A 26,594-nucleotide genomic window follows, 5' to 3' on the forward strand; every position below is an offset into this window, starting at 1 on the left:
ACCCGTGCGTCGATCCACCCCGGCACTCGCCCTGCTCGCGCTGACTCCGCTCGCGCTGGCGGCGTGCACCTCCAAGTCCGAGTCCAACTCGGACGCGATCGCGGTCACCGCGACGGACACCACCTGCGACGTGGCCTCGAACACCGCCGCCACCGGCACCACGACCTTCTCGATCACCAACAACGGGTCGAAGGTCACCGAGTTCTACGTGTTCGGCGAGGGTGACCGCGTGATGGGCGAGGTCGAGAACGTCGGACCGGGTCTGACGCGACAGCTGATCGTGAGCCTGCCCGAACCCGGCACCTACCACACCGCCTGCAAGCCGGGCATGGTCGGCGACGGGATCCGCGCCGACTTCACCGTGACCGGTGACTCGAAGTCGGGTACCGACGAGTCCGGCCGGCTCGCCGAGGCCGCCGCCGGTTACAGGCGGTACGTCACCAGCCAGGTCGCCGCGCTGCAGGAGACGGCCGCGAACTTCGTCACCGCGATCAAGGCCGGGGACGTCGCTGCCGCGAAGGCCCAGTACCCGACCACCCGCACGTACTACGAGCGGATCGAGCCGATCGCCGAGTCGTTCCCCGACGATCTCGACCCCCGCCTGGACCTGCGCGAGGTGGACGTGGAGCCGGGCCGGGCGTGGACCGGCTTCCACCGGCTGGAGAAGGACCTGTGGGTGACCGGCCCGCAGCCCGACACGAACGCGATGGCCGACCAGCTGATCGCGGACCTGCGGGAGCTGTCCGAGGGCATCGGCGCCGACGGTTTCACCGTCGACCCGATCCAGGTGGCCGGTGGCGCGCAGACGCTGCTCGACGAGATCTCGCGCACCAAGATCACCGGTGAGGAGGACATCTTCAGCCACACCGACCTGTACGACTTCCAGGCCAACGTCGACGGCTCGCAGGCCGCGATCGCGTCGGTCCGCCCGATCATCGACGAGCGCAACCCGGAGCTGGGCACGCGCATCGACCAGCGGTTCGCCGACCTCGACGCGGCGCTCGCCCAGTTCCGTGTCGGCGACGGGTTCGTCTCCTACGACACGGTGACCGAGGCACAGCGCCAGGAACTGTCCCAGAAGATCGACGCGCTGTCCGTCGAGGTGAGCCAGGTGCAGGGTGTCGTCGCCGAACAGCAGTGATCAGTCCGCCGATCAGCGACCCGGCCGCGGGATCTCCCGGCGGGCACTGTTCGGCGCGGTCGGCGTCGGGGTCGTCGCGGCCGGCGCCGGCGCGGCGGCCGGGCGCCTGACCGCTCCCGACACGGCCTCGTCGCACGCGGACGTCGTCGAGTTCCGCGGTGCGCACCAGGCGGGCATCGTCACGCCCGCTCAGGACCGGATGCACTTCGTCGCGTTCGACGTGACCACCGACTCCCGGGACGAGTTGGTCGCGTTGCTGCAGAAGTGGACGGAGATGGCCGCGCGGATGACCGCCGGCCAGGAGGCCGCCGCGGACGGCGCCCTCGGCGCCGGGCAGTACAAGCCGCCCTCCGACACCGGCGAGGCGCTCGACCTCGACGCCTGCCAGTTGACGCTGACGATCGGTTTCGGCCCGTCACTGTTCGTCAAGGACGGCAAGGACCGTTTCGGCATCGCCGACAAACGACCGGCCGTACTCGTGGACCTGCCGAAGTTCACCGGTGACGCACTCGACCCGGCCCGCAGCGGCGGTGACATCTGCATCCAGGCGTGCGCGAACGATCCCCAGGTCGCCGTGCACGCAGTGCGGAACCTGGCCCGAGTCGGGTTCGGCACCGTCGCGGTCCGGTGGTCGCAGCTCGGGTTCGGCCGCACCTCGTCGACGTCCACGAGTCAGACGACTCCGCGAAACCTGTTCGGATTCAAGGACGGGACCCGCAACATCAAGGCGGAGGAGGACACCGCTGTCGACCGGTTCGTGTGGGTCGACCCGGCCGACGACCAGGCCTGGATGGGCGGCGGCTCCTACCTGGTGGCCCGGCGCATCCGGATGCTGATCGAGTCATGGGACCGCACGGTCCTGCACGAGCAGGAGCGGGTGATCGGCCGCGCCAAGGGCACCGGTGCACCGCTCGGCCAGCGGGACGAGTTCGACGAACTCGACCTCGACTCGCGGGGCCCGCACGGTCCCCTCGTCGACCGGGACGCGCACGTGCGCCTGGCGTCGAAGGAGGAGCTGGGCGGCATCGAGATCCTGCGGCGCGGCTACAACTTCACCGACGGCTCCGACGGTTTCGGCCACCTCGACGCCGGCCTGTTCTTCATCGCGTACTGCCGGGACCCGCAACGCCAGTTCGTCCCGATGCAGCAGACCCTGGCCCATGGCGATGCGATGAACGAGTACATCAAGCATGTGGGATCCGCGGTGTTCGCGGTGCCACCGGGCGTCGAGGGCGACGCGTTCTGGGGCTCGACCCTGTTCGGCGGTTCCCTCGCGCTGCGCGACGAGGCGGAGAAGTAGGCGGTCAGTACGCGCCTTCGGCACGGAACACGGCGGCGGCGGTCTTCCACAGGATCATCACGTCGAGCGCGATCGACCAGTTCTCGACGTACCGCAGGTCCATCCGGACCGACTCCTCCCAGGACAGGTCGCTGCGCCCGCTGACCTGCCACAGGCCCGTCAGGCCGGGTTTGACGAGCATGCGCCGACGGACGCCGCCGTCGTCGTACTTCTCGACCTCGGAGATCAGCGGCGGCCGGGGCCCGACCAGCGACATGTGACCGGCGACGACGTTGAGCAGCTGAGGCAGTTCGTCGATCGAGTACCGCCGGATGAAGTGGCCCACCGGGGTCACGCGCGGGTCGTCCTTGATCTTGAACAGGACACCCGATCCCTCGTTCTCGGCGGACAACTCCGCCAGCCGGGCATCCGCGTCGCGGACCATGCTGCGGAACTTGATCATCTCGAATGTCGTCCCGGCGCGGCCGACCCGTGTCTGCCGGTAGAACGCCGGACCGGGGCTGGTGAGGCGGACCGCACAGCCGACCGTGATCAGCAGCGGCGACATCGCGATCAGCAACATCAGCGCGAGGACGCGGTCCAGCACGGACTTGACCACCCAGGCGGGGCCGGTGAAGCGTGGCGCGCTCAGTTGCAGCAACGGCATGCCGGCCACCGGACTGATGTGCAGCCGTGGGCCGACGATGTCCATCAGCGCGGGCGCGATGAGCAGGTCCGCTCCGGTGCCCTCGAGATCCCAGGCGAGCCGCTGGGTACGCGATTGCGACCACCCGACCGACGGGAGGATGGCGACGGCGGCGAACTCCCGCAGCGTCACGATCCCGACGACGTCGCGTTCGGTGCCGACCACGGGAACCCCCTCGATGTCGAGGGGCAGTTCGCCGGGAGGTCCGGCGTGCGCGAGGCAGACCGCCTCCACGGTCCAACCGGTGTAGGCGGCTCCCCTGGTTCGCTGGATCAGCTCGCGCACCGACACCTCGTCGCCGGCCGCGACCACCGAACGCAGGTACGACCCCGAGCTGCGGCGACGGTGGAGCCATTTGCGCAACAGGAAACGACCGGACAGCGACCACATCAGGGCCAGGGGCAGGGCGCCGAACACCCACGAATGTCCGCCGGCCGTCTCGACCGCGTACCCGACCACCGCCATCACGGCGATCACGGTCACGTAGGCCGAGGTGACCCGACGGAACTCCTCGGGACCACAGCCGAGAATCCGGGGGTCCCAGGCGTGGTTGAGCGCGAGCGCCAGCAGCGTCAGCATCGGAACAGCCAGTGCCACAACGAGATTGGCGGGTATGTTGAGCACGGACACGTCGTGGTAGATGACCGAGACGACCACGTCCGCCGTGAGCAGGCTCAACACGTCGACACCGAAGGTCACCCGGCCGTAGCGTGATTCCCAGCTCGGGCGGGGAGGCGCCGGCATCGGCACCGGAACACCCCAGGGCCCTCGCAGGTCCGCGGGGGCGTCGATCGGCCGCCCGCAGACCGGACAGATGACCCGTTCCGGGTCCTGCGGGATGGCCGCCTTGATCCCCGTAACACCAGCGTTTTTGCAGTCGCACATCTGGAATATCCAACCAATTGGTCTTCCACCGCCCCGACGATTAGAGAGAAACATACCTCAAGTTGGTTATTTGGCTCAAGGCAGTCCCCAGGTCTTGACGCGCCGTGCGTCCGGACGTGGGCGGCCGGACGAGTTCAGGAGGCGCGCGGCGTCCACACGGGGATGCGCCCCTCCCGGAGCAGTTCGCCGCAGCGCTCCGCCGACACGGGCCTGCTGAACAGGAAGCCCTGCGCCCGGTGACATCCCAGTTCGAGCAGCGCCCGGGCCGCGACCTCGGTCTCCACGCCCTCGGCGACCAGGTCGAGGTCGAACGATTTCGCGAGTTCCACAATTGATTTGACGATCGCGTGATCGCCGGGACTGTGCCCGAGGTCCTGCACGAACTCCCGATCGATCTTGAGCACGTCGAACCGCAACTGCTTGAGTTGGGCCAACGAGCTGTACCCGGTCCCGAAATCGTCGATCGCCACCCGCACACCGAGGCCGGCGAGACCCTGCAGGACCTCGCGGGTTCGCTGGAGATCGCCGACGACCGCGTTCTCGGTGATCTCCAGGCACACGCGGCCGCCGTCGACCTCGTACTCCTCGAGTATCCGCGCGACGACGTCGAGGAACTCGAGACCGACCAGTTGGGCCGGAGAGACGTTCACGCGCAGGGTCACGTCGAGTCCGGGGATCTGCGCGCGCCACTTCGCGTACTCCCGGCACGCCCGGCGCAACACCCACGCCCCCAGCTCACCCGCGAGGTTCGTCGCCTCGGCGACCGAGATGAACGACTGGGGCAGCAGCAGCCCCAGCACGGGGTGGTCCCACCGCACCAGCGCCTCCACCGCGAGGATCTCCCCGGTGCGCAGCTCGACCTCCGGTTGGTAGACGAGGTGGAGCCAGTCGTCGTTGATCGACGACTTGAGGCTGAGTTCGATGATGTTCCGGATCTCGATCTCTTCCCGCATGTCCTCGGTGAACGCGACGATCGTGTTGCCACCCTGCGCCTTCGCCGCGATCACGGCCTGATCCGCCTGCCACAACAGGTCGGAGGCGGTGCAGTCACCCGGCATCCCCACCGCGATCCCGATGCTCGCGCTGCGGCTGAAGGACACGTTCCCGAGCATCACCCATTCGTTGACGAACGCACTGATCCGCTCGGCCTCGCGGCGTGCCCCGTCCGCGTCGACGCCGTCAGCGAGCACGACCACGAACTCGTCGCCACCCAGGCGCGCCACCAGGGCGTCGGCCGGACATCGGTTCGTCAGGCGCGAACCGATCTCGACGATGAACCGGTCGCCCGCCGTGTGGCCGAGGAAGTCGTTCAGGGACTTGAGGCGGTCCAGGTCGAGGAACAGCATCGCCACCGGCCCCGGGCACCCGGGCGCCATCCGGCGGTTGAGCTGTTCGAGCAGCGAATGCCGGTTGGCCAGCCCGGTCAGCTCGTCGTGGTGCGCCCAGTAGCGCAGGCTCTCCTCCGCGCGGACGCGTTCCTGCACCTGGGTGAGCAGCGCGGCGATCGCCTTGAGCACGTTGATCTCCGCCGTGCTCCAGTCCTTGGCCCCGAACTTGACGAACCCCAGCGTCCCGGTCGTCACCTCGCCCGACAGCAGCGGCACCGCGGCGAGGGTCACCCGGGGGACCCCGCTCCCCTCGGCCACCCGGTTCTGGTATCCGTCGCCGTCCTCCCCGGGGTGGACGAACCCGACCTCCTTGAGGTGCTCGGCACGGGCGAACTCGGGGTCCGCATTCGCGAAGTAGACGATCCCGAGCGGATCCGGATCCGGAATGAAGGGCCGCGGTGGCCATTCGGCGACGAGGATGGTCGCCCGGATGTCATGGTCGTTCCGGCGCAGGAAGCACACGTCGAGTTCGAAGTAGTCGACGAGGTCGTGCAGGACCTGCTGCGCGGCGTCGGTCCAGGTACCGGCATGCGCTGCGGTCAGTCGCGATGCGATCGAGGTGACCAACTCCTCGAGGCTGTGCAGCGGCTCCTGTTCCACCATCACCCTCAACCTTTCGAATCCCCGCCCGCCGGATCGTCGCAGGGGCGACGACGACTGCGCACCGAGGCGGGCCGGGCGTGACTCAGCCTCAACACCAGTGCGAACGACTCGCCGGCGGTCAGCCCGAACAGATCGGTCAGCCCTCGACGGCCCGCGGCCAACTCTCGGTCGTGATCCGGCGCCAACTCGGTGAGCTCCGCCGCGTCCCGCCCGTAGAGGAAGACCGGCGACACCGGCTGCACCGCGAGGCCGTGCTCCTCCGCGGCAACCCATACGCTCTCGACCGCGGAACCGCCGCGCACGAAGTCCGGGGGCCCGGCACCGTCGACGGTCACCGCCGCGACCGCCGAGCTGGACCTGACCCGGTCGCGGGTGAGCGTGCCGAGTGCCCGGCCGAGCCCCCACTGCGCCAGCATCGCCATCGCGTCGGGCCTGCCGAGCACCCGCAACGTCGCGAGATCGGCGTCGTCCAGTTCGAGCGACCGGACATCGATCCCGGTTTCGAGAGAGTCCGTGCCGGGCCAGCGCAGCTCGCCGATCATCTCGCGGTGCAGGATCGGCTCGAGGAATCGGATCCGCTCGGCCGCCGCCAGCAGGTCCGCGACCGCCGCGACCGCGGACCGATCCGTCAGCAGGGACAACCTGGCGCCCTCGCTCCGCGCGGCGTCGGTGAGGGCACGGCGCGTGTCCCGATCGATCCGAGCCGGCACCCCGGCGCGACGGTTGGTACCTCGCCGGAGCACCGCGGGGTACCTCCGTGCCAGGCTCGGATCGGACTCGGCGCCGAAGGACATCGTCGCGACCAGGGTCGACGCGGCGTCGTCGAGGAACGTGCCCTCGCCGAACAGCTTCACGGGACCGAGTCGGCCGTGCGCCGCGGCGGCCACCCGGGCGTTGAAGAGCGCTGCGCCGAGCGCGACACAGCTGCCGCGAAACCGGACATCCATCGCGGTGGTCCGGTCCGGTTCGAGGTGCAGGCGCAGTTCGGTCGCGTCGCACTCGATCCGCCAGGGCTGCGCATTGCCGCCCGACGGAGCCGAGGCAGCGGCGTGCACGATCGCGGTGACGCCGTCCTCGGGCATGCCGACCTCACCGCCATCGGGCCCGTGCCAGGTCTCCGCAGCGACGGCGGGCGGACGGACCTCCGTGAGCCGCTCGTCCAGGTCGACGCGCACCCGCCCGGACGGGAGCGGTTGTCCGAGCCCGAGTCTGCGTACCGCAGCCGCGACGGTGGCCGCACCGAGCAGGACGTCGCCCCCCAGCTGTGGCCAGGTGGAGACGGTCTCGCCGACCTCGACCAGCGAGGCGGCCATCCGGGACGACAGCTCGGCGGCACCCAGCAACCGCAGTACACGCGGCACCTTCTCCCGGGTCGAGAGCGCAGCCAGGGACGCGCTGTCGACGTCCCCGAGGAGTCCGTGGAACAGCGGCCGACGCGGTTCGACGTCGAAACGCTCGACGTCGAGCAGTCCGCGATCGCTGGTCTCCATCAGCACGGGCAGGCGGCGGGCACGCGCCTGTTCGCGCACCGTGACCTTCATGTCGAGCGAGTCGCACTCCTCGACCACCAGGTCGAGCCCGTCGAGGAAGGGTCCGATCGTCTCGGCCGTGACGCCCCGGCTCTCCACCGAGACCCGGAAGTAGGGGTCGATCTCGGCGATCCGGCGGGCGGCGACGACTCCCTTGTTGAGGCCGAGGTCGAAGACGGTGGCGGGGACGCGGTTGAGATTGGACAGGTCCACGGTGTCGAAGTCCGCGAGCCGCAACGCACCGCAGCTGCCCTCGAGGGCAAGCGCCAGCGCGACTGCGTGACCGACGCTGAGACCCACGATCCCGACCTCGAGCGCCGCGAGTCGCTGCTGTTCGCGGCCGGTGAGCTTGTTGCGGTTCCGATCGAGTCGCAGCCGCCGGTAGGCGGTCGGTCCGAGGATCCGGACCGCAGTGCGCCGCCACGGGTAGTACGCCCAGACCGGCGGTTCGTCGAGGCTGTGCGGGTCGGGCCGCGGAAGCAGCGCGCGCAGGCTCTCCCGCTGCGACTCGATGCGGTCCACGAACACCGTCCCGGAGTTCGCCCGGAGCCGTGCCAGCTGCTCGGCATCCTCGGGCCTGTGCTCGTCGAACAGCGTCGCGGCGTACTCGTCCGCTGGGGTCACGACACGCTCCGCGCGCGCATTCCGATCGCCCGGTCGACGCCGTCGCCGCCCGACTCCGCCCGCGGCCGCAGCCGCGCGAATCGGCCACCGTCCGTGCTGCGGCCGTCGAGGCCGCCCTGATGGTTCCGGCGGTCCCACCACATCATGCGGGTGCGGTACCGCTCGTCCGGATACGGGGTCGGCGGGATCCGCTCCGCCACCTCACCTCCGGAGGACTTCCACAGTTCCAGGACGTGCTCCGCCGCTGTGGCCAGGAGGAACTGCACGTCGAGGAGTTCGAGTGTGCAGCAGCCGTACCGGCCGAGCGACCGGGTGAGTTCGCCCCGGTTGGGAGCACCGACAGCCACCCAGGCCGCCTTCATCTCGACGACACCGAACGGAATTCGGTCCGCGATCATGGTGCGGACCTGCGCCTCACCTCGCTGTCCGGACCACTCGACGACCGCATGCGCCTGATCCACGTTCTCGTACGGCCCCTGCGCGCGAAGGCCCCCGACCACGGACCCGTCGGGTGCGATGGCCGCGAAGAACAGCGACGTCGAGCTGCCGTCGCGAGTGCGGTCGAATTCGAGGGCCTTGTCTGCGCCGTATCGGTGATAGCCCTCGCGCGCACCGTCGAGATACGCAGACCACAGTTCGGGCTCCTCCTCCGGCCGTGCCGCGACAAATCGGCATTCCGACCGCGGATCCCACACGCTGGTCTTCTCGAATTTCTCCTCGACCCCCCCGATCACACCTGAAAGTGCACGGGTCATCACTGCCTCCAATTCGGAGTGTTCGAGTTCGGAATTGCACCGGAAACCCGACCATCCGTGGAGAGTGCGCCGTCAGGTCAGCGAGATGAAGAGTTCGACCGCGTTCGGCGCTCGGGTGATCTCGATTTCCTCGGCGAAGGCGCGATCGATCCTCCCTTCCTTGGCCGCGTCCTCCGCCTGTTTCCACACATCGGCGATCGGATCGTCAACCTGCCCGTCCGGAACGAACTTGGCGAAGTACCCGGCCGGTACCCGCACCATCACGTCCCCCTCCGCGAGGCGCTCCGGACTGTCGCACCGGCACCCGACGACCGCGATCGAGTCCCCCTCCGTGTTCGGGGCGAACACCGTGACGACCTCGTCGACGCCCCGTGCGAGGATCCGTTCGCGGGTGTACTCGAGCAACCCGCCCGATCGCTCGGGCGACTGCGGATCCACGTTCGGCAGGACCAGTCCTCCGACGTCGACAGTGGCACACTTGACGACTTCAAAACCCATGACGGATGCTCCGTGACATGGCGTCGACCGCGACGTAGAGGTCGATGCGGTACGCGTGTGGATAGCACTCGTAGGCGCCGGCGAACGCGCGATCGATCTGACCCGCGTCCTCCGCCTCCCGCACCTGCTGCCACAGATTGCTCACGACGTCGGGGAATTCGCCGGTCGACACGAACCGTGCGTATCGCCCGCTCGGAATCCTGGCCATGACGTGGCCACGCATCAGGTCCCCGATCGACTCGCACCGGTACCCCACGACCTGCGTGTAGAACGACCCGGCGTCCGCGGAGTAGTCGGTGTAGATGGAGGCCAGTGGACCCGAAGGGTTCTGCCGAAGCACCGCCGACCAGGCTCGCTCGAGATTCGGATCCCGCAGAACCCCCAACGGGCGCTTGGGACTTCGCACCGGCAGGCCCCCGACGAAGACTTCTGCGAGTTCGACGAACTCGATATCCCCTGACCGCACCTCGACCACGCTCCCTCCCCGGAACGAGCTCCCCGAAAACTCGCGACGGCACCCGACCCGGTCACAGCAGATCCACCATAACCATGAATTCACGGCATTGGGGAGACATGCAGGGGCGGATAAATCCCCATTTCAGCCAGGCCATTCAAGTACCGACTCTCCGAATTGAAAATGGCAAATAAACATACTCTGAGTACCTTATTGCCCTTGAAAGCAGGGGCAGAGTGTGGTTAGTTGGACGAAGTCCACCAGTCGAAGGTCCGGACGAGGGGAAGACAGACCAATGCGGTGCAGACTGTGTGACTCGGACCGCCTCCTGAGTGTTCTCGACCTCGGGGCGACACCACCGTGCGAGCGATTCCTCACTGCCGAGCAGTTGGACTCCCCCGAGCCCACCTACCCTCTGCACCTGCGCCTGTGCGAGGACTGTCTGCTGCTGCAGATCCCCGCGCTGATCAGCCCGGAGGACACGTTCACCGAGTACGCGTACTTCGCGTCCTACTCCGACAGTTGGGTCGAGCACGCCCGCCGATTCGTCGAGGAGTCGATTCGTCGCCTCGGGCTCGGCGCGCACTCCCGTGTGGTGGAGGTCGCGAGCAACGACGGCTACCTGCTCCAGCACGTCGCCCGGGCCGGCATTCCGTGCCTCGGGATCGAGCCGTCGGTCAACGTCGGCGCCGCCGCGCGCGAGCGCGGAGTGCCCACACTGTCGGCATTCCTCGACCGCACCAGCGCGGCCGCCGTTCGTCGCGACTTCGGACCCGCCGATCTGGTCGTCGCGAACAACGTCTACGCCCACGTTCCGGATCTGCTCGGGTTCACCCAGTCGCTGCGCACGCTGATGGCGGAGACGGGGTGGCTGAGCATCGAGGTCCATCACGCCTTGAATCTCGTGGGTCTCGGCCAGTTCGACACGGTGTACCACGAGCACTTCCAGTACTACACGGTGCTGTCCGCGGCCCGCGCCCTCGCCACCGCCGGCCTCGCCGTCGTCGACGTCGAGGTGCTCACGACGCACGGCGGGTCCATTCGCATCTGGGCACAACCCGAATCCGTCGCGTCGTCGGCGAGCAGCCGGGTTCGCGACGTGCTCGCGGCCGAGGAGCGGGCGGGTCTGCACGGGGTGGACGGATACCGCCACCTCGCCGAGCAGGCGAGGTCCGCCCGCCATCAGCTGCTGCACTTCCTGCTCGACTGCCGGGACGAGGGTCGCTCCGTCGTCGGCTACGGGGCCCCGGGCAAAGGCAACACCCTGCTCAACTACTGCGGCATCCGCCCCGACCTCCTCGAGTACACCGTGGACCGGAACCCCTACAAACACGGACGATTCACGCCGGGGACCCGAATCCCGATCCTGGAACCGGCGCAGATCGCCAAGGACCGTCCGGACGTGGTGCTCGCACTGCCGTGGAACCTCGAGCCGGAGCTCACCGAGCAACTCGGATACATCAAGGAATGGGGCGGCGAGCTCGTGTTTCCGCTCCCCCGTCTGCACCCGGCCGTGGGTTGACCGGCCGAGTCGACAGCAGGAAGGGTGGACGGACACCATGAAAGTCGTCTTGTTCTGCGGCGGTTACGGGATGCGCATGAGAAACACCCGTGACGACGGGCTTCCCAAACCGATGCAGATGGTCGGTCCGAGACCGCTGCTGTGGCACATCATGCGGTACTACGCGCACTTCGGCCACACGGAGTTCATCCTCTGCCTGGGGTACGGCGCCGCCAAGATCAAGGACTACTTCCTCGACTACCACGAGGAACAGTCGAACGACTTCGTCCTCCACGGCAATCGGGTGGAACTGCTCCACACCGACATCAGCGACTGGTCGATCACGTTCGCCGACACCGGGCTCGAGTCCCCGATCGGTGAGCGACTGCGCCGCGTTCGGCGGTATCTGAACGGGGATCGATGCTTCCTCGCCAACTACGCGGACGTGCTGACCGACGCTCCACTCGACCGCGTGATCGAACGGTTCCACCAGTCGGGCGCGGTCGCGTCGCTGCTCGTCGTCCCGCCCCAGTCGTCGTTCCACTGCGTCGACGTGGCCGAGAACGGCGAGATCAAGCAGTTGACGCCGATCAGCCGGTTCCCGATCTGGGAGAACGGCGGCTACTTCGTCCTCACCCAGGAGATCTTCGATCTCCTCCCCCCCGGGGGTGACCTGGTCGACGACGTCTGCGGCACCCTCGCCGGCGAGGGCCGCCTGTTCGGCTACCGGTACGAGGGATTCTGGAAGCCCGCCGACACCTTCAAGGAGCGGGCCGAGCTGGATGCGGGCTACGCCCGGGGCGACCACCCGTGGATGCTCTGGGCCGACACGGAAGCGACAGCGAGCTCATGATCAGCCTCCACGCGACCGACGTCCACGAAGTGGCCGTCCTCGGCGCGCACTGTGACGACATCGCGATCGGGGCGGGCGGGACCCTGCTCACCCTGGCGACCAGGTGTCGCGGGCTGCGGGTTCGTGCCCTGACCCTGTCCGGAACCGATTCGGGTCGCGAGATCGAGGAACGGCACGCGCTGGCGGCGCTGTGCCCGGACGCGGACCTCGAGGTGACCGTGCTCGACGTCCCCGACGGACACGCCCCCGCGTACTGGGATCCGATCAAGAACGCCCTGGAATCGTTCCGCGGCTGCGTCGACCCCGACGTGGTGTTCGCCCCGCACCGCGCTGACGCGCACCAGGATCACCGGCTGCTCGCCGAGCTGGTTCCCACGGTGTTCCGCGATCACCTCGTGCTCGGCTACGAGATTCTCAAGTGGGAGACGGATGCGCCGCGGCCGACGGTGTTCCACCCCCTCGCGAGCAAGATCGCCGAGGAGAAGGCCCGCATCCTGCTCAAGTACTACCCGTCCCAGGTCGATCACGACTGGTTCGACGAGCGCGCGTTCCTCGGGTTGTCCCGGCTGCGGGGGGTGCAGTGCCACCACCCGTACGCGGAGGGATTCGTCGTGGAGAAGGCGACGCTGACGTTCGGGGGGAAGTGACATGCGAGTACTCGTGACGGGCCATCAGGGCTACCTCGGGACGGTCATGGTTCCCGTGCTCCGGGCCGCCGGGCACGACGTCGTCGGACTCGATTCCGGGCTCTTCGCCGACTGCCTGCTCGGTCCGGCTCCGGTCGACCCCCCGACGCTCGAGGTCGACGTCCGCGACGTCACCACGGAGCACCTGACCGGATTCGACGCGGTGATCCACCTGGCGGCGCTGTCGAACGATCCACTCGGCGCCCTCGCACCCCAGATCACCTACGACATCAACCATCACGCCTCGGTGCGACTGGCCAGACTGGCGAAGGACGCCGGGGTGCGGCGCTTCCTCTATGCGTCCACCTGTTCGGTGTACGGATCGGGAGGAGCGGACCTGGTCACCGAGCGCGCGCCGCTTCGGCCCCTGACCCCCTACGCGGAGAGCAAGGTCCGCGTCGAGGACGATGTCGCGGCGATGGCGGATTCGGGCTTCTCCCCGTGTTTCCTGCGCAACGCGACGGCATTCGGGTTCTCACCCCGGCTTCGGGCCGACATCGTCCTGAACAACCTGGTCGGACTCGCAGTGCTGACCGGCGAGGTGCGGGTGCTCTCCGACGGGACGCCGTGGCGACCGCTCGTCCACGCTCGTGACATCGCGGCGGCGTTCGCGCAGGCGCTCGTCGCGCCGACCGATCGAATCCACTGTGCCGCCTTCAATGTCGGTACCGAGCTGAACAACCTGACGGTGGCCGAGATCGCCGCCACCGTCGCCGATGCCGTGCCGGGTGCGGCCGTCGTCATCACCGGGGAGTACGGCGCCGACGCCCGGTCCTACCGGGTGGACTTCTCCGCGATCAGGGCCGCTCTCGACGGCTACGAGGCCCGGTGGAGCGTCGCGGACGGCGCGGCGGAACTGTGCCGGCGCTACACCCGGTGGGGGCTGACGGAATCCGACTTCACCGGCCGGTTCACCCGGCTGGCGCGCCTCGAAACCCTCCAGGCCGCCGGCGCGCTCGACGACACACTCCGGACTCAGCCGATCGGCGTGCGCAATGGCTGACGGGTCCGCGTCAGAGCGAGTCGACCAACGCCGCCCAGGTCCCGGCGGCGGCGTCCCGGGCACTGATCACGGTGACCGGCAGCGGCCACGCGATCGCCAGGTCCGGGTCGTCGTAGGCGACCGCGATGTCCTCCGCCGGGTCGTGCTCGCGATCGATCCGGTAGCAGACGTCCGCGACCGCGGTCAACGCCTGGAAGCCGTGCAGGAACCCCGGCGGGACGTACAGGTGCGCGAAGTCGACGTCGTCGAGTGTGAACGCCTGCTGCGCACCGAAGGTCGGAGACTCCTTCCTGATGTCGACGAGCACGTCGTGCACCGCACCGTGCGCGCAGCGCACGAGCTTCGCCTCACCGCGGCCCGCGCGTCCGTGCATGCCGCGGATCACGCCGAACACGGACCGGGACTGCGAATCCTGGACGAAGTCCGCCGATCGGACCCCCACGCGCTCGCCCACCCGGACGTCGAAGGTTCGGGTGAACACGCCACGGTCGTCCCGGAACGGTTCGGGCCGGAACACCAGGACGTCCTCGAGGTCGGTGGTGTCGACGCGCATGACGCCATCCTGCTCCGTCGCGGCACCGGAATCCACCGGTTCGACCCCGCCGGGGGTGTGTGATGGAGTGCCGCGGGTGCGGCAGCACCGCCACCGACCGGGTTCTCGATCTCGGTCGAGTGCCTGCCGCGGATTGGTTCCCGCTCGCGTCGACGCCGGTGTCACCGGACGAGATCTCCCACCCCCTGGCGATGGAACTGTGCCGCGTCTGCGGGCTGGCGCAGCTCGCCGAGGACGACACCACCACGCAGGAGCCGCGCGGTGTCGAACCGCAGGCTCTGAAAGACCAAGCAGCCGACGCCGTTCGCCTCCTCGACAACGCCGGGTGGCTGCGCGGTGACACGGCGATCGAGTACGGCAGCCCCCACGGGGGCAGCTGGCTCCCGCTCCTCGCCGACCGCGGTTACCGGGTACCGCGCCCCGGCACTCGGGCATCGTTGGTCCTGGACTGCTTCGGCATCATGCACGAGCGGGACCAACGCGTCGCCTTCCAGGAGCGGGCGCGGTCCACGGCCGGCGACGGTGTGCTGCTGCTCCAGTTCCACTCGCTGATGACCATCGTCGGGCACGGCCAATGGAACGCACTGCGCCACGGCCACTTCGCGTACTACTCACTGACCGCGCTGACGCGGTTGCTCGCCGAGTCCGGGATGGGCGTCGCCGACGCGTGGGAGTTCCCGCTGTACGGCGGCACCGTCCTCGTCGCGGCGAGCGCTGACCGTGCCACGGTCGGCTCCGCCACCGTGCACCGGATCCTGCGGCAGGAGAACGCCTTCGGAGTGACGGACCCGACCGCGGTCCGGCGACTCCAGGATGCGGCGGATCGGCACGCCGAGACCCTGCGCGGCCGGCTCGAGGCGATGGCCGCCGACGGCAGACACCTCTACGCGTACGGTGCCGCGTCCCGCGCGGTGGCCCTGTTCGCCCGCGCCGGGATCGACCGCCGGCTCGTCGCCGCCGTCGCCGACGCGTCGACTGCCAAGTGGGGTCGACGCATGCCCGGCACCGACATCCCCATCGTCCCTCCCCGACAACTCGTCGAAGCCGACCCCGATCGAGTACTGGTCACCGTGCCCGACCTGCTCCCGGAGCTCCGGCGCCAGTACCCCGAGAGACCCGACTGGTGGGTCGTCGACCTCCCGGGGGCGTCACCGTGCGCGAGCCGACGGATGCCGCACACCGACACCTCGAGTCCGCACCGACCACCCTGGCCCCGAATGGTCGTCGACCAGGTTCCGGTGGATCTGCTGGATCGCGAGTCGGCGATCGAGCTCATCTTCGATGCACTCACCGCCGCCGGATCGCTGGCGGTGGCATCCGCGAACCTGGATCACATTCACCATTTCGGCGCGGACGCCTCATGGGCGAATCGCCCGCCTGCGGTGTCCCGGGACGGTCCGATCGCCGACATGAGATGGCTGACCCTGCTCGACGGAGTCCCGTTGGTCCGCAAGGCGAAGGCCGAGACCGGCCGTGCCTGGCCGAAGCTGTCCGGAAGCGACCTCCTCGACCCGATCCTCGCGCGCTCGGCAGCCGACGGCGTCCGCGTCGGGTTCCTCGGCGGGTCCGCTGCCGCGCATCGTCGTCTGCACACCGCGCTCGCGGAGCGATACCCGACGCTGGAGACGGTCGGCGCCTGGGCCCCCGAGCGCTCCGAACTGACCGATTCGGCGGCCTCCGTGCGCCTCGCGCACGAGATCCGTGGAACGCGCGTCGAGATCCTCGTGGTTTCGCTGGGAAAACCCCTTCAGGAGAACTGGATTGCCTGGTACGGGTTGGAAACCGGAGCACGGGTGTTCCTGGCATTCGGCGCTGCGGTGGACTTCCTCGCCGGACGTGTCCGCCGGGCACCGCAGTGGGTGGCGGACGCCGGACTCGAATGGGCGTGGCGCCTGAGCCGAGAACCGCGGAGGCTCGCGCACCGATATCTGGTGGAAGCGCCACCCGCGCTGGTACGCCTCGAACGGCGGTCGCGGGCGATCGCCGCAGCCCCACCGGAATCCGACCGAGCCACCACCGCACACGGAAGATTCGTCCCGCCCGGTCGTCAGGCCGAGGTGGCGGTCGTCGTGGTGACGTACAACAGCGAGCCCGACCTCCCGGGACTGATCGCGGGCTTGCGCGTGACCGCTGCCGACCATGCGATACGGGTGATCGTCGCGGACAACCGGTCATCCGATGGCACGGTCAGGTTCATCGAGAACCAACCGGACATCGAACTGGTCGGAACCGGCGGGAACCTCGGCTACGCCGGCGGGATCAATGCGGCCCTGCCATTGGCGGGACCGAGCACGGCGGTCCTGATCCTCAACCCGGACATCCGGTTGCACCGCGGCGCGGTCACTCGTCTCCTCGCAGCGCTGGGCGATCCGCGGGTCGGTGCGGTGGTGCCGCTGATCCTCGACAGCGACGGTACGGTCTACCCCTCCGTCCGTCGCGAACCCTCGCTCACCAGGACCGTCGGCGATGCACTGTTCGGCGGCAGGATACGCAGGCGCCCCGCAGCCCTCTCCGAGATCGACCACGTCTCCTCGCACTACCTGCGTTCCCACGACATCGACTGGGCCACCGGGGCGGCCATTCTCGTCCGGTCGTCACTGGTCCGACAGGTGGGCGACTGGAACGAGGAGTTCTTCCTGTATTCGGAGGAGACCGACTACTTCCGCCGGATCAGGGATGCGGGACACCGAGTCAGGTTCGAGCCCGCTGCCGTGGTGACACATCGTGGCGGTGGATCCGGCACCTCGTCCGACCTGGCGACACTGATGTCGGTGAATCGAGTCCGCTATGCGGAGCGATTCCACGGTGCCCCGTATTCGGCCCTGTTCCGAGGGAGCGTCGCACTGGCCGAGATGCTGCGTTCGTACGACGCCGACCATCGCCGGACACTCGCCGTTCTGCTGCGTCGAAATCGGTGGTCGGATCTACCCACGGCATCGAAATCTGCACTTGACGGCCACGATTCGGCAAGGAGAGACAGAGGCGCAGTCATCGTGCCCGCATACAACGAGGCGGACGTGATCGAACGCACCCTCGCTCCACTGAGCGGCGCGGCGGCCGGGGGCGTCATCGAACTGGTGGTCGTGTGCAACGGCTGCCACGACAGAACGGCCGAGATCGCCCGTGCCGTCCCGGGAACGACCGTGCTCGAACTGGACCGCGGGTCGAAACCCGCCGCATTGGATGCAGGCGACGAGGCCGCAACGTTGTGGCCGCGCGTCTATCTGGATGCCGACATCCAGATCTCGTCCGCAGCGGTACTGCAGGTGCTGGACCGACTTTCCGACGGGGACGTGCTCGCGGCCCGTCCGGCGTCCCGCTACGACCACCGGCACGCCAGCACACTCGTGCGCAGCTACTTCCGCGCGCGGGAGCGTATTCCGGACTTCCGGGCGACGATGTGGGGCGCCGGCGTGTACGGACTCACCGAGTCGGGTCACCAACGCGTGGGCCTGTTCAGCGACCACGTCGCCGACGACCTGTTCGTCGATGCCCAGTTCGAGGCGGACGAGAAGACCGTGGTGTCGACCTTGCCATCGGTGGTCACCACACCCACCGATGCCAAGAGCCTGCTCCTGATCCTGCGCCGCTGGCACCGCGGGACCCTTCACGAGGCCCGAGCGCTGGACCGGACGGGCCAGGGCACCGCCCGCGCACTGCTTCACACGATTCGTGGACCTGGATCCGCCGCGGATGCGGTGGTGTACGCCGGAATGGCACTCGCAGCACGCTGGAATCCTGGCACCTCGGGACCCCCGGCCTGGGAACGGGATGCGAGCAGCCGGTCAGGCCTGATTCGCCCGAGGAGGGATTCGCAGCCATGAGTGCCGACCCGAGGGTGGCCGCGCGACCGGCCACACATCGACCACATCCAGCACACGGTGCCACCGCCGGAGGATCTCGCTATCGCCATGTCGACGCGATGCGTGCGTTGGCTGTGATGCTCGTCGTGGTCGGGCACGCCGGATTGGGCGGGATCGTCCCCGGCGGCAGCGGAGTCACCATCTTCTTCGGTATATCGGGTTTCCTGATCACGTATCTCCTGCTCCGCGAGCGAGACAGGACCGGCACGTTCGGCATCGGCAAGTTCTACTCCCGCCGACTGTTGAAGATCGGGCCGCCGTTGGTCGCGATCATCGTCGTCCCCACACTGGTGTGGGCGATCTGGAACGAGGTCGACTGGTCCGCGTTCTCGGCCCAGGCGTTCTTCTACTACAACTGGTTCAAGGCCGACGGACAGATGGCCGGAGTCCTTCCGGGCAGTGGCGTCGTGTGGAGCCTGTCGATCGAGGAACAGTTCTACGTCGTCGTCGCGGTCGTCTGGTTGCTCGTCGCCGGCATGAGAACGGCCCTGAAATGGCTGACGGTGCTGGCCGTCACGATGATCCTGGTCAGCACGGCGGCCCGGGTCGTGATCGCGACGTCCGCCTCCGTCGCGGAAGCGGATCGCATCTACTACGGATCCGACACCCGGTTCGACGCCATCGGGTGGGGGGTCCTCACCGCCGTGGTCTACTTCTCGTGGGGACACGGACGACTGCAGTCCCTGCAACGTCAGTTCGGTCGGACCTGGATTCCGTTGACAGCGCTCGCGGCCTACCTCGCCTCGCTCGTCATCCGAGATCCGTGGTTCCGAGACACCTTCCGGTTCAGCATTCAGAGCATCGCGACGTGCGCGGTCATCCTCTACGGATTCGCCGCCACCCAAACCACTTTCAAGAACGCTTTCGACTCCGTGGTGGGCGTCCGGCTCGTTCAGGTTGTCGGACTGGCGAGCTACAGCATCTACCTCGTGCACTACGGGATGGACGAACTGGTCGACCTGGGCGTCGGGGGATGGACCGGCGCGGGAGCGGCCTCCGCAGCGGTGATTGCGGTCAAGGTACTCGTGTCGGTCCTGGCCGGCGTCGTCCTGTACTACCTGATCGAGAAGCCCTTCGAGAAGGTGCGAGCCAGGCTTCGGTGACCGCGCTCGCCCACTGCTTCGCGCTCACCAACCGGATTCGTGCCCTGACCGGACTCGCCTACCCCAAGCCGCAGGTGTCGCCGCCACGGACCCGGTAGAGGTGAACCGCGTTGCCGTCGGCGAAGTCGTCGCGAAACGCCCCGTCCGAGACCGGGATCGTCCTGTTCTCGTCGACCACCTCGACGCTCGTCGCCCCACCGCACGAGAGGGTGACAACGGCATCGGTGTCCTCTGCCCGTTTCGACCCGGCCAGTAGATAGAAGCTGCCGTCGAACAACTTGGCGGCCAGGTCGATCGGCGCATCGGAACGCGCCAACCCGTCGACGAACGGAGAATTGAGCATCGGCGCAAGTCGGCGAATCTGGGCGTTCACCGAGGTGACATCTCCTCGAACCGCGTCCCCGCACGCATCTCGCAGCACGTTGTACGAGCGGCACGGTCCGCCGAAATTGTGGTTGAAGTACACGATTCCCCGCGCACCGTTGATGATGCTGCTCCACACAGCAGCGCGAATCTGGGGTCCCGTCACGACGCGATCGGTGCCCTCGGTGAACGGGTGCCCCACCTCCACGAAGTTCCACACCGGGAGAGCAGCCCTCGGCTGAACCAGGGAGCGGACGTACCTCGTGGTGACGCCGTAGTTCGCAGCGAGACGGCATTCCGGGTCCGACAGCGGCCGTTCGCCGTTCGCCAGCAGCGCGCCTCCCTCGTCGGCATGGCAGATGCTGGGGTCGGTGAACCAATAGTTGTCGGCCGACACGACATTCTGGAAGTCGTTCACGAACTGCGCGGCGGCGTCCCTGGGCTCCCAGAACGTGACGCCCTTGCCGTAGTTCGCGTAGACCATCACTCCGGGCGGCACCGTCCGACGCAGCGTCGACATCACGGTGTACCCGCACCCTGCTTCGGCCGGGACACAGATGGGACTGTCGGGCGGACCGCGTCCGGTCCACGCGGCGTCTCCCGCCCCCGCCCACATGTCGGCTTCGTCGGCCGTCAACCGGCCGGCCGCGCGCGGGTCGCCGTGACTCGGAATCGCGAACATCCCACTGTCCGCTATGAGAGCGACGTTGCTCGGCTCGGTGAGTTCGACATAGGTGTTCAGGCCCATCGCGCGATCTGCCGCCACATCCGCAGCGGTCTGCGTGTTCGTGAACCAGACCCCGATCGGAAAGAAGTCCTCCCCCGTGGGGAGCGAGTTCCTGAACGCACCGTAATACCCTGTGCCGCCGTCAATTGGACGCAGCGTGGGTCCGGTCGGCCTGAACAGCACGTCGACGAAGTAGTTCACCCCGGCGCTCGGACGATTCGGAAACCCGCTTCCGCGGGCGTAGGCACCTCCTCGAGCGGTCAACCAACCGCTGGTCACGGTGCGACCCGAGGCGAACGTATGGCTGTCGGTGGGATAACCGCCGTGCGGGGCGTTGTACGAGATCACATAGTCCTCGTTGGCCTTCACCTGCACGGGCTTGTCGAACGGAACCTCCCGCCATCCGGCCGGGCCCTCGGGAACCGACACCGTCGCCAGCGCGGTCCCCTGCGACGTCCACAGGGTCGCACTGTCGACTTTCATGTCCTCGCTGCCCTGATAGAAACGCGCCGCGGATATTTCACCTCGACTCGCCGGTGAGAACTCTGTCCCCACCGCCGCCGAACCGGTGTCCGGGTCGGCGGGGACGGCGGGAACGACCTCGTCCGACCAGAGTGTGGTGCCCGCGTGGTTGGCGACGTCGCCGGAAGGACTCGTCGACACGCACGACGCGCAGACCATCGCCATTGTCGCGGCCGCCACCGTGATCACGTGTCGGCGTGGGTTCCGGCGTTGCCGGGGGCTAACGACGGCCGGCATCACGACGCCAGGAGGACCACATCAGACCGAACAGCACGAAGTACACGAAAGTCGCCTGCTGGTAGGTGAACAGATCGAAGGTGAAGCTCGAGGCGATGATTCCGACCAGTGCTGCTCCGATCGCGTATGCCTGGTCACGTTCGCGCGACGACCTCGCGGTCCGCAGTCCCGCGGTCAGCCCTGCCACGGTGCCGCCTACGACGACCAGCATGGCCGCGAAACCGACGATCCCTCCCTGCACGATCGACTGCAGCCACTCGTTGTCGAGGAATCCGTACACGGTCGGCGGATTTCCGCCGAGACCGAGTCCGAACCACGGATGGTCGTGGAACGTCCGCGCCACGGTGCTGTAGTCGGCCAGGCGGCTGAGTACACTCCCATCCTCATTCGCTTTGACCACCGTGAGCCACAGAGCGTAGGCGGAGGCGGGGGCGGCTACGACATAAACCAAACCGGCACCGATCCCGACCAGGATCCCGTTGGCGATCTGACGCAGAGTGAACGCGAACATGTACGTGAGGAGGGCCGCAGCGAGGGCAACCACCCCGGCCCGGGAACCCCCCGCAGGCATTGCGAACACGGCGATCAGACAGCCCACGGCCGCACACTGCCGATACAGCGGCTTCGTGGCATACCGCGCAAGATGGAGCGTCAACGGAACCGCCACCGCGGCCAACACCGCGAACTCGATCGCGTGGTGCGATGTGCCGACGACACGGAATGCCCCGTTCCGCTCGGTGAAACCGGTCTCCTCCAGATTGAGCACGAACCCAGGCGGCTGGAACAGAAACCTCAGGTCGATCCCGGTGAAACTCTGCAGCAGTCCGACCACACACTCGAATGTGAGTCCGATGGAGAGCATCCCCAACACGATCGATCGCTGTCGAACCGTCTGCACCGTGTGCAGTACGTACAGCGCCACACCCGCATTCGCGAACAGCCCGATCGCCATCCGCGTCTTCGTCGCCTCGACGACGGACCCGTCCAGGTGCAAGACCCCGACCCCGTAGATCAGGAGCTGGAGAAGGAAGTAGACAACGATGACGACCGCGCCCGGGTTCACCACCCGGTCACCACCTCTGCGCCTCGCCATGACGAACCCCGTCGCGGCGATCACGAAAAACGCGATGGCGATCATTCGCGCAGGCGAGCCGTTGCTTCTCAGCGGGCCTGGGAACACGGAAATCGTCGGGAGCGCGGGAACGAGTAGACAGAAGAACCCCAGCAACCACGGCGTCGACTCGCGAACAGGCGGGCTCGTGGCCGACGCTTCGGTCCTGATCTGCGCGGTCGCCGGAGCCGGAGCAGTCATCAGCCGCCCGAATCCGCGCCGCGAACCGTCATTCCCACTCGGCCGTCCGACCCGGGCGGGTGTGGCCCGGCGCCGTCGGATTCAGCCGCTCTCTCCGCACGCAGGCGCTTCCTCTCCCGACGTCGCACCACCACGAGGTCGACGAGGACCGCGGCAACCACGGCAAATCCCGTACCTGCGATGAAGATGGCACCCGTGGAGCGGACGCGGCTGGGCATCCCCGCGACGGGAACACTGGGCGCCTGCACCGGAAACAGCGCGACCATCCGATCCTCGGGCACCCCGGCATTGCGCTGCAGAGTCCGTAGCGTCACGTCTCCCTGTGCCGCGACCAATTCGAGTGTCTTCGTGACAGCGGCAGGGTCCGGGTTGGTGACCTCGACCATGACGAGGGGCAACTGACCGATCGGGGGTGGGAGTTCCATCACCTTGGAGGTGTACACGGGTAACCCGCCGGCAGCGACGACCTGCTGAACCACCGCGGGATCTCTCAGACCGATGGCCAACAGGTTGGCGATCAGTGGCGCCCCTCCGGCGTCCACCAGGCCGTTGCGCCGCACCTCACCGACGTCGGGGGGCAGCACACTCGGAGGCGCGAAACCGATCGCGACACTCGCATAGTAGGTGGGCTTCACGCCCGAATACACGGTGTAGCTGATCCACCCTACGATCAGCATCAGCGGGACGAAGACGTACCAGCGTCGGGCACAGGATCGTCCGACGTCGAACAGGTCCACGTCAACTCCCACTCGCCGTCGAATCGGCGGAGAGCCTCCGCCGATTCGAATTGAATCCGTTTCTCACTCTTGTTGACCGGCGCGCGAATCGAGTGCGTTCCATGGTACCAACTTCGCCCTTCATTGCACCCCCCAACTCGTTTCCGATGAACCGATGTGTCCGCGTCCGGCGAGCGGCTTCAGCGGCGACGAGGGACGCGGTAGCCTGGAGGCACCGAGGGACCGGAGAGTTCCGACAGCACTGTCAATTCCATTCCCTGCACGGCATTGCACGGACTTTGGCGATGGTCGAGTGGTGCTGGAACGATGTCGGCGAAGCCGGAGGCACCGTGACAGTGACGGGCGAGCGTCGGATCCGCGCCCGACGATGGGCGGCTGCGATCTGCCTGCTGATCGCAGCGACAACGGCCGGCGGCGTCCCCGCCTATGTACGCCCGCAGGTCGATCCGCTGCGACCGGCCGACGTTGTGGTCGTCCTCGGTGGTGCGGACTGGAGCCGATACCCGTACGGCATCGAGCTCGCACAGAACGGGTGGGCACCGCAGGTGGTCTTTTCGAATCCCGCTGGAACAAGGGATGACTGGATGACACAGGTGTGTGCAGCACCGCACCCGGATTTCGAGCTGCACTGCTTCGTTCCCGATCCGCCGACGACCCGAGGCGAGGCGCAGGAACTGAGCCGCTTGGCCAAGCAGTTCCACTGGCACCACCTCATCGTCGTGACGTTCACACCACACATTTCGCGCGCTCGGTACATTCTCGAGCGCTGCTTCGACGGTGAGCTGACAATGGTGGCGAGCTCGGGCGAAGTGTCTGCTCCCCGATGGGTTTACGAGTACGCATACCAAACCGTGGGCTTTGTGAAAGCCGTCCTGCAACCGGGTTGTTGACAGCTGATCGCACATGGCGACGGTGCTATATTCGACCCACCACGGAATTGGACGTTCGCCGCGGTCATGCCCAAGTGTTTGATCGGGGTGCAGTAGGAGTACACCGACGATGTCACATCCGTCCCTCCCACCAACTGCTCTGGGCCTGCGCGTGGGCGACCTGGTACAGGTCCGCAGCGCCGAGGAGATCCTCGCCAGTCTCGACGAACGCGGCGAGTTCGAGAATCTCCCCTTCATGCCTGAGATGCTGGCGTACTGCGGCCGGCGGCTCACGGTCCACAAGGTGGCACACAAACTCTGTGACACCATCGGCGGCAGCGGGATGCACCGAATGGACAACACCGTGCACCTGACCGGCTCGCGCTGTGACGGTGCGTCACACGGAGGCTGCCAGACCGCGTGTTCGCTCTACTGGAAGGAAGCCTGGCTCGAGCGTGTCGAGACCGGGACGGCACCCGCGCCGACCACCGGGAAGGTCGATCTTCCGCTGTTGGAGGTCAACACACGCAAGAAGCCGGGGCCGGACGGCGCGCCGAGATACTCCTGCCAGGCGACCGAGTTGCTGCGGGCCGCACCGACATGCCTGCCATTTCGCGACCTTCGTCAGTTCAAGACGGATGTCAAGAGCGGCAACGTGACGCCGGTCCAGTCGCTCGCGGCGTTCGGCGTCGCCCTGTTCAATCGTCTGCAGGACGTCAGCACGCGAACACTTCCACGCCGGCTGCGGTTCCGGGGTGGCCGGCGCTGGGGATTCGTCTCCGGCAGGCTCGTGGGCAGGACTCCGACCGAACACCTCGATCTGCAGCCGGGCGAGATGGTCCGGATCAAGACCAAGGAACAGATCATGGCCACCCTCAACGAAGACCGACTCAATCGAGGTATGGGCTTCGACGAGGAGATGTCCCGGTACTGCGGCCGGACCGCGCGGGTCCAGTCGCGCGTAACCAGATGCCTGGACGAGAAGACCGGCCGGCTCCTCGTCATGAAGAATCCTTGTATCGTCCTGGAGGGCATCGTCTGCGCCGGCGTGTACAACGCCAGCTGCCCGCGCGAGTTCGTGTCGTTCTGGCGTGAGATCTGGCTCGAGCGCATCTGACCAATTCGGCTGCGCCGCAACGACGCACCCGACCACCCTCAGGGTTCGGAGACGACACATCCGACCGCAAGCGCCGCACGACGGCGCTGTGTAGCATGTGAGCCGTGCAGCCAGGATCGTCGGCCACACCAGGAGCGGACGTCGTCTTCACCTTCGGAATGGAGATGTTCGACGACGCGGTCGGTCGGGAGTTCTGCCGGCCGACGGACCAGACTCTGCTCGCGCTGGCCGGCAACGACCGCGTCGGGCGCTTGTTGATCGCCGACGCGTGGCGCTCCTACATCGCCTCCGCCGTGCGCCGTCGGCCTGTCCGCCTGGACGATCCGATAGTGGTCGCAGGGCGGGACGCGGTCCGGGTCCGGCCACATCGAATCAGGACGGTGGAATCGACCAGGCTCCACACGGTCGAACGCTCCTACCGACGCTACGGCGCTCTGCTCGGTCGGGTGCTGGCCCGGGCCCGCGGCGAACGTACAGCCCAGCCGGGGTCCGCCTCGTTGGTCACCTACCATCCGTTCGTCGCCGCGTTCTGCGATGCACCCTGGATCAGCAACATCGTCTACGTCGGACAGGACGATTGGGCGACGGGCGATGTCCTGGCTCCGTGGTGGGACCTGTTCCACGTGGCCTATCAACGCATCGACGAGCGCGCAGCGGCGATCTTCGCGGTGTCCGAGGAGCTGGCACGGCGAGTGTCCCCGCGCACCACCGTCGTTCCCAACGGCGTCATCGGAGAAGTCTGGCGCAGGCGTCTCCCCGAGCCGGATCGTATTGCGCTCCTGCCCAGGCCGCGCGCCGTGTACACGGGCACCATCGACGACCGCCTCGAGCCGGCGCTCGTGGAAGCGACCGCGGACCGGGTCGGCTCCCTGGTGATGATCGGTTACCCGGGCGACTCCAGCACGATCGAGTGGCTGCGCTCGCTGAACAACGTGCATCTGTTCGGCCCCGTGGGCCAGCGTGAGCTCGCCGCAACGGTGCAGGCGTGCGACATCGGGGTCATCCCGCACCGGGACCACGCCTGTATCCGCGCGATGTCCCCGCTCAAGTTGTACGAGTTCCTCGCGGCCGGGCTCCCTGTGCTGTCCGTCGACCTGCCGCCGATCCACGGCGTCGACGACGAGCGCGTGCACATCAGCCAACGACCGGATTGGGCCGACGGACTGGCCCGGGTCCTCGCCATGGGGCCCGCCCCCGAAGCACGGAGACTGACGTTCGTCGACGAGGTCTCCTGGGAGCGACGCATGCAACCGGTGGTGCTGGCCGCGACCCGTGAACCCAGGTAG

At 67.9% G+C, this 26,594-nt stretch carries 21 protein-coding genes; 11 read left to right on the forward strand and 10 right to left on the reverse strand.

Annotated elements, in window-relative coordinates; translation table 11 throughout:
- Positions 1-4 precede the first annotated feature (4 nt).
- Positions 5-1,141 (forward strand): iron uptake system protein EfeO, encoded by a 1,137-nt coding sequence (gene efeO, locus ABD951_RS00505; RefSeq protein ID WP_345340961.1) that lies wholly within the window; start codon positions 5-7, stop codon positions 1,139-1,141.
- On the forward strand, positions 1,119-2,441 hold the full coding sequence (gene efeB, locus ABD951_RS00510) for an iron uptake transporter deferrochelatase/peroxidase subunit (protein ID WP_345340963.1): 1,323 nt from the start codon (positions 1,119-1,121) through the stop codon (positions 2,439-2,441). The genes efeO and efeB overlap by 23 nt, the downstream gene beginning before the upstream one ends.
- Before the next feature lie 4 nt (positions 2,442-2,445).
- Here efeB and ABD951_RS00515 read toward each other — a convergent pair whose 3' ends face one another.
- The 6 genes from ABD951_RS00515 to ABD951_RS00540 all read right to left on the reverse strand — a co-directional run bounded on the left by ABD951_RS00515 (position 2,446) and on the right by ABD951_RS00540 (position 9,874).
- The gene (locus ABD951_RS00515; protein ID WP_345340965.1) at positions 2,446-3,825 is read right to left on the reverse strand and encodes a sugar transferase; all 1,380 of its coding nucleotides are present in this window, start codon (positions 3,823-3,825) and stop codon (positions 2,446-2,448) included.
- 320 nt (positions 3,826-4,145) lie between these two features.
- Positions 4,146-6,002, reverse strand: coding sequence for a putative bifunctional diguanylate cyclase/phosphodiesterase (locus tag ABD951_RS00520; protein ID WP_345340967.1), 1,857 nt, complete (start codon positions 6,000-6,002; stop codon positions 4,146-4,148).
- A 5-nt stretch (positions 6,003-6,007) separates the two neighbouring features.
- On the reverse strand, positions 6,008-8,155 hold the full coding sequence (locus ABD951_RS00525; protein WP_345340969.1) for an Rv1355c family protein: 2,148 nt from the start codon (positions 8,153-8,155) through the stop codon (positions 6,008-6,010).
- Positions 8,152-8,910, reverse strand: a complete 759-nt coding sequence (locus ABD951_RS00530; protein ID WP_345340971.1) for a hypothetical protein — start codon at positions 8,908-8,910, stop codon at positions 8,152-8,154. Before ABD951_RS00530 ends, ABD951_RS00525 begins: the two co-directional genes overlap by 4 nt.
- A gap of 72 nt (positions 8,911-8,982) precedes the next feature.
- Positions 8,983-9,408, reverse strand: coding sequence for a hypothetical protein (locus tag ABD951_RS00535; RefSeq protein WP_345340973.1), 426 nt, complete (start codon positions 9,406-9,408; stop codon positions 8,983-8,985).
- Positions 9,398-9,874, reverse strand: a complete 477-nt coding sequence (locus ABD951_RS00540) for an effector binding domain-containing protein (RefSeq protein WP_345340975.1) — start codon at positions 9,872-9,874, stop codon at positions 9,398-9,400. Before ABD951_RS00540 ends, ABD951_RS00535 begins: the two co-directional genes overlap by 11 nt.
- A gap of 283 nt (positions 9,875-10,157) precedes the next feature.
- Between ABD951_RS00540 and ABD951_RS00545 the strand changes: the two genes are divergently transcribed.
- The 4 genes from ABD951_RS00545 to ABD951_RS00560 are packed head-to-tail and all read left to right on the forward strand — an operon-like array spanning position 10,158 to position 13,905.
- Positions 10,158-11,384 (forward strand): methyltransferase domain-containing protein, encoded by a 1,227-nt coding sequence (locus tag ABD951_RS00545; protein ID WP_345340977.1) that lies wholly within the window; start codon positions 10,158-10,160, stop codon positions 11,382-11,384.
- Between the two features lie 37 nt (positions 11,385-11,421).
- Entirely contained in the window at positions 11,422-12,216 is a 795-nt protein-coding gene (locus ABD951_RS00550; protein WP_345340979.1) for a glycosyltransferase family protein, read from the forward strand.
- A complete protein-coding gene (locus ABD951_RS00555) occupies positions 12,213-12,863 on the forward strand; it encodes a PIG-L deacetylase family protein (protein ID WP_345340981.1) in 651 nt (216 codons plus the stop codon). The genes ABD951_RS00550 and ABD951_RS00555 overlap by 4 nt, the downstream gene beginning before the upstream one ends.
- A 1-nt stretch (position 12,864) precedes the next feature.
- Entirely contained in the window at positions 12,865-13,905 is a 1,041-nt protein-coding gene (locus ABD951_RS00560; protein ID WP_345340983.1) for an NAD-dependent epimerase/dehydratase family protein, read from the forward strand.
- A 10-nt stretch (positions 13,906-13,915) separates the two neighbouring features.
- On the opposite strand, the gene rfbC is transcribed toward ABD951_RS00560, so the two are convergent.
- A complete protein-coding gene (gene rfbC / locus ABD951_RS00565) occupies positions 13,916-14,458 on the reverse strand; it encodes a dTDP-4-dehydrorhamnose 3,5-epimerase (RefSeq protein WP_345340985.1) in 543 nt (180 codons plus the stop codon).
- A 62-nt stretch (positions 14,459-14,520) separates the two neighbouring features.
- Between rfbC and ABD951_RS28600 the strand changes: the two genes are divergently transcribed.
- Positions 14,521-18,282, forward strand: a complete 3,762-nt coding sequence (locus ABD951_RS28600; RefSeq protein WP_425569749.1) for a WecB/TagA/CpsF family glycosyltransferase — start codon at positions 14,521-14,523, stop codon at positions 18,280-18,282.
- 98 nt (positions 18,283-18,380) lie between these two features.
- Positions 18,381-19,424 (forward strand): acyltransferase family protein, encoded by a 1,044-nt coding sequence (locus ABD951_RS00580; RefSeq protein ID WP_345340987.1) that lies wholly within the window; start codon positions 18,381-18,383, stop codon positions 19,422-19,424.
- 58 nt (positions 19,425-19,482) lie between these two features.
- On the opposite strand, the gene ABD951_RS00585 is transcribed toward ABD951_RS00580, so the two are convergent.
- From ABD951_RS00585 to ABD951_RS00595, 3 genes are all read right to left on the reverse strand, one after another.
- Positions 19,483-21,273 (reverse strand): DUF4082 domain-containing protein, encoded by a 1,791-nt coding sequence (locus ABD951_RS00585; RefSeq protein ID WP_345340989.1) that lies wholly within the window; start codon positions 21,271-21,273, stop codon positions 19,483-19,485.
- Positions 21,257-22,366 (reverse strand): O-antigen ligase family protein, encoded by a 1,110-nt coding sequence (locus tag ABD951_RS00590; RefSeq protein WP_345340991.1) that lies wholly within the window; start codon positions 22,364-22,366, stop codon positions 21,257-21,259. Before ABD951_RS00590 ends, ABD951_RS00585 begins: the two co-directional genes overlap by 17 nt.
- Positions 22,367-22,584: 218 nt before the next feature.
- On the reverse strand, positions 22,585-23,322 hold the full coding sequence (locus ABD951_RS00595; RefSeq protein WP_345340993.1) for a hypothetical protein: 738 nt from the start codon (positions 23,320-23,322) through the stop codon (positions 22,585-22,587).
- A 284-nt stretch (positions 23,323-23,606) separates the two neighbouring features.
- Here ABD951_RS00595 and ABD951_RS00600 point away from each other — a divergent pair, with 284 nt between their 5' ends.
- From ABD951_RS00600 to ABD951_RS00610, 3 genes are all read left to right on the forward strand, one after another.
- Positions 23,607-24,212, forward strand: coding sequence for a YdcF family protein (locus ABD951_RS00600; RefSeq protein WP_345340995.1), 606 nt, complete (start codon positions 23,607-23,609; stop codon positions 24,210-24,212).
- A 109-nt stretch (positions 24,213-24,321) separates the two neighbouring features.
- Positions 24,322-25,308 (forward strand): hypothetical protein, encoded by a 987-nt coding sequence (locus ABD951_RS00605; protein ID WP_345340997.1) that lies wholly within the window; start codon positions 24,322-24,324, stop codon positions 25,306-25,308.
- A 104-nt stretch (positions 25,309-25,412) separates the two neighbouring features.
- A complete protein-coding gene (locus ABD951_RS00610) occupies positions 25,413-26,594 on the forward strand; it encodes a glycosyltransferase (protein WP_345340999.1) in 1,182 nt (393 codons plus the stop codon).

This window comes from Rhodococcus olei (genome assembly GCF_039540555.1).
GTDB classification, from domain to species: domain Bacteria; phylum Actinomycetota; class Actinomycetes; order Mycobacteriales; family Mycobacteriaceae; genus Rhodococcus_G; species Rhodococcus_G olei.